Here is an 8,147-nt window from a genome sequence, read left to right on the forward strand (position 1 = left end):
GAAAGAGATGGGGCAAGATCTTTCAGTGAATATACCATTGCTAAATGGCTATTTGGGTCTAATTTCGCTCCCATCTCCAACCACTTTTTGTTAAATTTACAATCATTTCAAACATAGGAGGTCTTTTATTATTACAAATCAATTATCGCAACGTATTGTGGATTCTAAATAAAAAATAAAGGGGCTGCTATTTTAGCCCCTTTATTTTTTGTTACACTCAAGTTATCAATTACGAACAACTACTCACTCCAGCTCATAGGATAGCCAGGATCCACAAATTCTAGCCCTTGTGTGGTGACATACATAGGCTTGAATGTATCCAGCATCACTGCCAACTCTTCTGTCGCTTTGGCTCCAATGGATTTTTCAACTGTTCCTGGATGTGGACCATGTGGTAATCCGCCCATATGCAAGGTAAAAGATCCACGGTCTATTCCCTTTCTACTCATAAACTCCCCCTCTGCATAATATAGTATTTCATCTGAATCGATATTGCTGTGATTATATGGTGCAGGTATAGCAAGTGGATGATAGTCAAAGAGTCTAGGCACAAATGAGCAGATCACAAAACCCCAAGCCTGAAAGGTTTGATGCACGGGTGGTGGCTGGTGAATCCTTCCTGTGATAGGCTCAAAATCATGGATAGAAAGTGCATAAGGATACAAATAACCATCCCAGCCAACGATATCCAGCGGACTGTGCTCATAGGTATATTGATGAAGCATGTCCTGCTTTTTGATTTGTACCAAGTATTCGCCAGCTTCCGATTCGGTATAAAGCTCACCAGGGGGTCGGATATCTCGCTCACAATATGGGGAATGTTCCAATAATTGACCAACTTCGTTTCTATATCTCTTAACTGTTTCAATAGGACCTTTGGACTCTATCACTAGTAACCTAAGTGGCCCAGTAGTATTGAACTCGAATCGGTAAATTGTCGTTCTTGGAATAACTATGTAATCTCCTTGCCTAATTTCCAGCTTCCCAAACTGGGAATACATCACTCCTTCCCCATCATGGATATAGATGAGTTCATCACCATCTGCATTTTTAAAATAATAATCCATCTTACGCTGTTCTGGTGAGCAAATTCCCATCATCACATCGTTATTTTTAAGTAGCATCTTCCTAGCCGAGAGATAACATTTGCCTGTCTTCCCAACACCAGCAGTTTTTAGGTGAGTTTGATTCAGCCCATGCGATTCAGCTATATCCCATTTATAGGGGACTGGCTCCCCAATGTGTTTTACATTATTGGGATTGTGAATATGATAAAGATTGGAATAGATACCTGAAAAACCTTTGGAGCTGACTAGCTCCTCCTTGTAAAGACTACCATCGGGTTGCCTAAACTGCGTATGTCTTTTGGGTGGAATACTCCCTAATCTACAGTAATATGCCATTTTTTCTGGGTTTATATTTATTTCAAAAATAAGGAATTATGTTGACCTGCTTACACGAAGGTGAAATTATTTCCCATGATAAAAAGTTTTGGAACAAGAAACTGATGAGGTTGCATATATAAGGTCTAAGAACCTTCCCGACATATCAGGTTGAAAGATTTAAAAATTGATAAGTTGATTGGAGAATTATAAGCCTTTTTAAGCAAAAAAGAGCGACATAAAGTCGCTCTTTCTATTTATTTGCCATTTGTATATTAAACGACAGGCTTTAAATCTACTCGTCAAATAAGAACTTGCTCAGCTCTTCTTTAGCTGCACCAGTTTTTTTCTGAAGTTTACCTAAAAGTTGATCTTCTTGACCTTCAGCATAAACCAAATCATCATCGGTTAGCTCACCATACTTTTCTTTCAACTTACCCTTCATTTCGTTCCAGTTTCCTTTTAATTTCAATTTTAAAGACATAATAGTAGTTGGTTAAGGTTAAAATTTTATTTGATAGAATTATTACAACAACCATTCCAAGTGATTCATTTAATTAAAAAAAATCTTAAATTATTTTAATATTATCAAAACCGATAATTATTTTGAATATCTTACTGAACATTGAAGTGATTTAAATATAACCCAAACCTTTCATAGTCAAGGGACATTTCAAATTGATAAACCAAACCATTTTTGAACCTCAATCATTCGGTAATCTTTCTGTTAAACTTCAAAATTTAGTACCTTTAGGTTTTCATTTTTATCAACCTGAATATCATGAGTGAAGCAGTACCTACCAAGAAACCAGAAAGTGTATTAAAAGAATTTTTTGGCTATTCTGAATTCAGAGGTAATCAAAGAAATATTATCCAATCGGTTCTTTCGAAGAGGGATACAATAGTTTTGATGCCCACTGGTGGTGGGAAATCTGTTTGTTACCAAGTTCCAGCAATGGTTTTTGAAGGCTTGACTTTGGTGATATCGCCATTGATTTCCTTGATGAAGGATCAAGTAGATGCTTTGAATGCTAATGGCATCTCCGCTGCATTCATGAACTCTACACAGAGTCAAAGCGAACAAAGGTTCATTTCTTCTCAAATTGAATCTGGTAAAATCAAGCTACTTTATATAGCTCCAGAGCGCTTGTATAGAGGCGACTATCCTTTGGTAGATTTTCTCAAGACGGTAAACCTATCGCTTGTAGCTATCGATGAAGCTCACTGCGTCTCCCAGTGGGGCCATGATTTCAGGCCAGAATACTTGAAAATAGGTGAATTGAGAAGAGCTTTCGCCAAGACTCCTTTCATTGCATTGACGGCGACGGCAGATAAGCTTACCAGAAAGGATATCGCTGAAAAGCTTGGCTTAAAGTCTCCAGAGTGGTTTGTATCCTCATTCGACAGAAGCAATATTACTTATCGTGTCACGGCAAAAAGAGACGCTATGGGCAAATTGTTGGAGTTTTTGGATTTTCATAAAAAAGACTCAGGAGTGATCTATTGCCTTTCAAGAAAAAATGTAGAAGAGACAGCTGCAGAACTTCAGGCTAAAGGATTATCAGCTCTTCCCTATCATGCAGGGTTGCCAAGAGAAGAGCGAGAAAAAAACCAAGAACTATTCATCAAAGATGAAGTCAAGATCATGGTAGCTACCATTGCCTTTGGCATGGGGATAGACAAATCCAATGTACGGTTTGTAGTCCATATGAATATGCCTCAAAACATTGAAGGATACTATCAGGAAACAGGCAGGGCTGGAAGGGACGGACTTCCCAGCGATGCCTTACTTTTCTATTCTAGCCAAGATGCCATTACACTGGGAAGGATGCTTGATCAAGGCGACAATCAACAGTTCGTAGATGTGATGCAAGACAAACTGGAAAAAATGAAATCCTTTTGTCAGAGTAAAATTTGTCGAAGGAAATTCCTACTCAATTATTTTGGTGAGCAACATGAGGGTGATTGTGGCAACTGTGACATTTGTTTCCAAAAAGGAAAACGCCAGGACATGACAATCCCATCCCAGATGCTGCTGTCAGCTGTTGTAAGATTGGGAGAAAGTTACGGGATTGGCTATGTGATATTGGTACTCAGAGGTTCAAAATCCACCAAGATTCAAGAGACTCATCAGCAATTGAGTGTATATGGAATTGGCAAAGATCGACCAGAGTCCTTCTGGAAGAACTTGTGTGACAAATTGATGCAGGAAGACTATCTAGCCGAAGCAGGCTCACAATTCCCTACATTGAAGCTCACAGAATTTGCTTGGCAAAAGCTAAAAAACAAAGAAAAAATACTTTTACCCATGGATGATACGCTGGCAGATGTATCAAACAAGCCTACCGAACATCATGAGGAGCTATTGGATGAATTAAAAGCCTTAAGATTCAGTATTGCGCAGAAAAGTGCTGTACCACCTTATGTGGTATTTGCAGACAATGCATTGATAGAAATGGCAACTTATTTGCCGACAAACGAGCCAGCATTTTTGTCTATTTCTGGTGTAGGGCAAGTAAAAGCACAGAGCTATGGCGAGGATTTCATAAAAGTAATATCTAAATACGCTGCCAAACACCAACTCACGCCAAGTCAAAAAATACAGCCTAAAAAGACAAAAGCATCACGAAGCTCAGCCTCAGAAGGACTATCTCTCAAGCTTTATAAAGAAGGTAGAAGTATTTTTCAAATAGCTCAAGAAAGAGGGATGGCCCCCAACACCATAGAAGACCATCTCGTAAATATGGTAAAAAAGCGAGAAGTAGATGCTTCCGATTTTATCTCAAAAGATGATATCCTGAACATAAGGCTGGCATATAGAAGACAAGAGTCTCACTTTTTAAAACCCTTGAAAGAACACTTTGGAGAAAGATACTCCTACTTCCAATTAAAAATTGCTTTGGCAGAGGAGCGCTGAGTTGATTCAAAATCAACTCTCTATCTTTAGCAATAAAGTTAATATAAAGTATTTGAGTGCTTGAGAGAATCACATTCGACCGAGAAATATCCTTTTATTACAAACAGGAAGATAAAAGCTAATATCCGCATGGGAATGTTGGTATGGGGTGATTTGTAGGGAGAATAGACTTTCCAGGATTCACTTGACTACTTTTGATAACTGATTGCACGTCAATTAAAACTTGTAAGGTCTGTGGATTTACGTTAAAAACTAAAATTTAATTATTAAATAATTAGTTTTTACCTCTTAGCCTAGTTAAATTGGGATACAAAATCCAAACTTTCAATATGCTAAAAGTCAATCGATTTCTGATCCCCATTTTGGCACTTTCCTTACTCGGCTGCAATTCTTCTCAAAATCAAATCGAAGATAAAAATACACCAAAGGTTTCTTTAGTAAAACAAGACAGCATCCATATCAACTACTTAGGAAACCCAAGTGTTCAAGATATTAATCCAAAAACTGGAACCATACTATTCATGAATTCAGAAGAGACAAAAGAAACCATACATGTGGCAAATTTTGATGGTAAAGTTGTATTCAGCTATCAGAAATTTGGTGACATGCCCGATACTTATGGTACCCTGTTCGCTCCTTTGAAAATCATTGGAGAGAATGAGTTTTTAGCTTATGGTATCAACGGTTTGTTGAGCTATGATTTTACTGGAAAAAACATTTCTAGAACACGAATATCAGATATACACCCATACAATTTTGCTAGAAGATCAATGGGGTATGAAATTGGAGAGATAGACGAACACTATATTTATATTGATCAAGGTTCAAGATCTTGGGACTATAGTGACATTAAAATCTATGAAGAAGTTCATACTATGATCATGATACATAAAAATACTGGTGAAAAAATTCCCATTATAAAAATCCCATCTTCAAGTTTGTACAGGAATGGTCAATTTTTTCACAGAGATGGTTGGGCGCCAATTTTTGAAATTACAGATGAAAATCTCGTGGTGATTTTTGGTGGAGAGCCTAGAATCTATTTTTTTGACAAAATTCATCCATTTGATTTGATCAAGTACATTGATTTATCAATACCTAATTATAACTATTTCCAAGGTGAGCCTCAATTTAATCCTGATTCTTTTAGAAAATGGTTCTCATCAGGTCAAATTCATACCATTACATATTTTGAAGATAATTTTGTGGTTGGTTATTTCCCTGGTTACGATAGTCAAGATCAGATTGAAAGCATGGAAAACAAATCTCCTGAAGAAGCAAGAGCTTTTGGAACTAGAATGAGGGAAAAATACTTGGATAGAGTTGCTATATTTGATTCAACTGGTGGTCTGCTGTTTGACTTTGCGCCAGTAGATTACCACCCTAGGAGTATCATCCAAAGAAATGGATCCTTATGGGCAATGCAAAAGGAAAATCAAGATGTAGAACTAGACTATTTTGGCATTTTCAAATTAGGTTTAAGTGAAAAATGATATTGTTTTAAAATTCTCTAAGAAAGGATGTATGGATCAAAGGAGATGCTCTTAAAGTTTCCTAGAAATAGCAAATAAGTAAGTTAGTGATGAAAGCTTGATTAGCTAATTTAGACAATTAACAACTTACTTATAAGTAAATCCTCAACAAGAACGTTTGAAGTTTATTATTTAAAAAATTGAATTGAGCACCAAAGCCAGATTCTTGTCGTACTTTTACAATCAAATCTAAGCTCATGGCCAAGTCTTTTTCTTTTTGGAGTTTGTTCAAAATTAGCCGTCCTGTTAATTTGATCATTGTAGCTTTTGCACAGTTAATGACAGCTTATTTTCTTGTCGAAAAAAGCAGGCTTGGATTGCCCGTACTGCAAGATATGAACCTCTATCTTCTTGTTTTTTCTACTGTTATCGTCACGGCAGCTGGATATATGATCAATGATTATTATGATGTAAAGATAGATTATATCAACAAGCCTGATGAAGTAATTATTGGTAAAGGTCTAAAACGAAGGATGGCTATTTTTTTTCATTCGGTACTCAACTTTACCGGAATAGGAATAGCATGGCTCGTTAGTCCTAGAGTTGGCGTAATAACATTTATCGCTGCATTTTTACTATGGCTGTATAGCAACCTTTTGAAGCGTTTACCATTTATTGGGAATTTTGTGGTTGCACTCCTGACTGGTTCATCGATTTGGATCATTGGTTACTACTATCAGCAATCCGAGCTTTTGGTGTCCGTTTATGCAATTTTTGCATTTTTTATCAATCTTATCAGAGAGATCATCAAGGATATAGAAGATCGGCAAGGGGATCGTAAGCATGGCTGCAAAACACTCCCAATAGTATTAGGTTTCAGGAATACTAAGCGAGTGATCTTTGCTATAGCTTTAGTATTTGTAGTTGCGATTCTAACCGTGACCTTCAAAATCAATAAACCATCACTTTTCTATTATTTTGGAGGCCTAAGCATCCTTTTCTTTCTATTTATGTACAAGATTTACATTGCAGATCGAAAGGAACATTTTAGTCAATTGAGTATTTTATCAAAACTACTGATGCTAACAGGGATCATCAGTATGGGGCTTTTATGATAGCAAATAAAAAATACACCGAGATTGGAAAGCGTTCCAAGCTCGGAGTATGCATAATTTCAATCATTCACCTCATCAATCCTTCTGGCTATTGATCAAGTAGGGAGTTTTTCCGTCTGTGATGATTATCTTTGTATTTGGAGAATTGGCAAGCTCTCTAAATGCCTCTATGCTGCGAAGCTCGATAATTTCTCTCACAAGGCCTTCGGCTAGAATCATTTGTGCTTCTCTTGTTCCTTCAGCTTCGATCTTTCTTCTTTCAGCTTCTTTTCTTTCTCTTTCGAGTACATATTCCATTTGTTGAGCCTCTTGTTCTGCTTGAAGTTTTCTTTCAATAGCTCTACTAAGTTCATTTGGCAATTTGATGCTTTTCATCAAAACACGTTCTACAACAAATCCTCTATCTCTTAGAGACTCATGCATCCTGTCCAATATTTGATTTTCTATCTGACTCCTCATGCCAGAGTGCATGTCTTTGGCCATATACTGCGCCGTCACATCAGCCGCAGCTGATCTAAATACATTTAAAATGAGAACACGTTCATAATTCTCCCCAACGTCTTCAAGAATAAATGGCACCTTATTCTTTTCAATATTGTAAAGAATGGAAATCTCTGACTCAATTGTCAATCCTTCCTTACTTGGCAAATTCAATTTCACTTCTTGATTCACTGTCTGAATAGGTACTTTTATAACCCTAGTGGTGAAAGGGTTAAAACCAACCAAACCAGCGTCAGAAATATTATCATTGAGCTTTCCAAATTTACGCTTCACTCCTACTTCTCCTTGTCGTACCACTGTACAGGATGCCAGCAAAAGAGCAAAAATTGACAAAAAAAGGATATTTTTCATAGTATTTAGGATTAGTTACAATGTGATAAACGGACAATAACATACACAAGGTTACAGATTTGATGTTTGTATTGGAAAAAGACATAAAAAGCAAAGTTGATAACCAAACAAACTTCCTTTTCACTAATTTACATTAAGTACATTCAAACCATAATTCTGGGCTTTCATCATACTTAATTAATTTCCAAAATCCCTAAGAAAATATTGTAACCGACTGATTTATAATAACACTACACCTTTCAGGTTTCATTCGATTATTTATAAAAACTGGACAATCAATAGAAACCTGAAAGATTCTGTGTTAAATTTCAAATAAAATCTAAATTTTTTACCTTTGATTTGTAAATCAGCTTAAGCTAGATTCAAAAGGTCCTGTTATTTCTGGCAGGGCCTTTCTTTTTTCTTCATA

The 8,147-nt window shown here is 36.6% G+C and carries 6 protein-coding genes; 3 read left to right on the top strand and 3 right to left on the bottom strand.

Going from position 1 to position 8,147, the window contains the following annotated elements:
• Positions 1-239: 239 nt before the first annotated feature.
• Together MM239_RS20220 and MM239_RS20225 are read right to left on the bottom strand one after the other, a co-directional pair.
• Entirely contained in the window at positions 240-1,403 is a 1,164-nt protein-coding gene (locus tag MM239_RS20220; protein WP_241350144.1) for a homogentisate 1,2-dioxygenase, read from the bottom strand.
• A 274-nt stretch (positions 1,404-1,677) separates the two neighbouring features.
• Positions 1,678-1,866: a CsbD family protein gene (locus MM239_RS20225; RefSeq protein ID WP_241292348.1), complete on the bottom strand. Its 189-nt coding sequence runs from the start codon at positions 1,864-1,866 to the stop codon at positions 1,678-1,680.
• A gap of 297 nt (positions 1,867-2,163) precedes the next feature.
• Here MM239_RS20225 and recQ point away from each other — a divergent pair, with 297 nt between their 5' ends.
• The 3 genes from recQ to MM239_RS20240 all read left to right on the top strand — a co-directional run bounded on the left by recQ (position 2,164) and on the right by MM239_RS20240 (position 6,886).
• The gene (gene recQ, locus MM239_RS20230) at positions 2,164-4,299 is read left to right on the top strand and encodes a DNA helicase RecQ (RefSeq protein ID WP_241350145.1); all 2,136 of its coding nucleotides are present in this window, start codon (positions 2,164-2,166) and stop codon (positions 4,297-4,299) included.
• A gap of 329 nt (positions 4,300-4,628) precedes the next feature.
• Positions 4,629-5,792 (top strand): hypothetical protein, encoded by a 1,164-nt coding sequence (locus MM239_RS20235; protein WP_241350146.1) that lies wholly within the window; start codon positions 4,629-4,631, stop codon positions 5,790-5,792.
• 236 nt (positions 5,793-6,028) lie between these two features.
• Positions 6,029-6,886 carry a geranylgeranylglycerol-phosphate geranylgeranyltransferase gene (locus MM239_RS20240; RefSeq protein WP_241350147.1) on the top strand — a complete coding sequence of 286 codons (858 nt, stop codon included), beginning with the start codon at positions 6,029-6,031 and terminating at the stop codon, positions 6,884-6,886.
• Between the two features lie 75 nt (positions 6,887-6,961).
• Here MM239_RS20240 and MM239_RS20245 read toward each other — a convergent pair whose 3' ends face one another.
• Positions 6,962-7,738, bottom strand: coding sequence for a prohibitin family protein (locus tag MM239_RS20245; RefSeq protein WP_241350148.1), 777 nt, complete (start codon positions 7,736-7,738; stop codon positions 6,962-6,964).
• Positions 7,739-8,147 lie beyond the last annotated feature (409 nt).

The sequence above is a fragment of the Belliella filtrata genome, assembly GCF_022549775.1.
GTDB lineage: Bacteria > Bacteroidota > Bacteroidia > Cytophagales > Cyclobacteriaceae > Belliella > Belliella filtrata.

Excerpts from the sequence above, each read along its gene's own strand:
- MM239_RS20220 (WP_241350144.1), bottom strand. The coding sequence starts at position 1,403 with ATGGCATATTACTGTAGATTAGGGAGTATTCCACCCAAAAGACATACG.
- MM239_RS20225 (WP_241292348.1), bottom strand. The coding sequence starts at position 1,866 with ATGTCTTTAAAATTGAAATTAAAAGGAAACTGGAACGAAATGAAGGGT.
- recQ (WP_241350145.1), top strand. The coding sequence starts at position 2,164 with ATGAGTGAAGCAGTACCTACCAAGAAACCAGAAAGTGTATTAAAAGAA.
- MM239_RS20235 (WP_241350146.1), top strand. The coding sequence starts at position 4,629 with ATGCTAAAAGTCAATCGATTTCTGATCCCCATTTTGGCACTTTCCTTA.
- MM239_RS20240 (WP_241350147.1), top strand. The coding sequence starts at position 6,029 with ATGGCCAAGTCTTTTTCTTTTTGGAGTTTGTTCAAAATTAGCCGTCCT.
- MM239_RS20245 (WP_241350148.1), bottom strand. The coding sequence starts at position 7,738 with ATGAAAAATATCCTTTTTTTGTCAATTTTTGCTCTTTTGCTGGCATCC.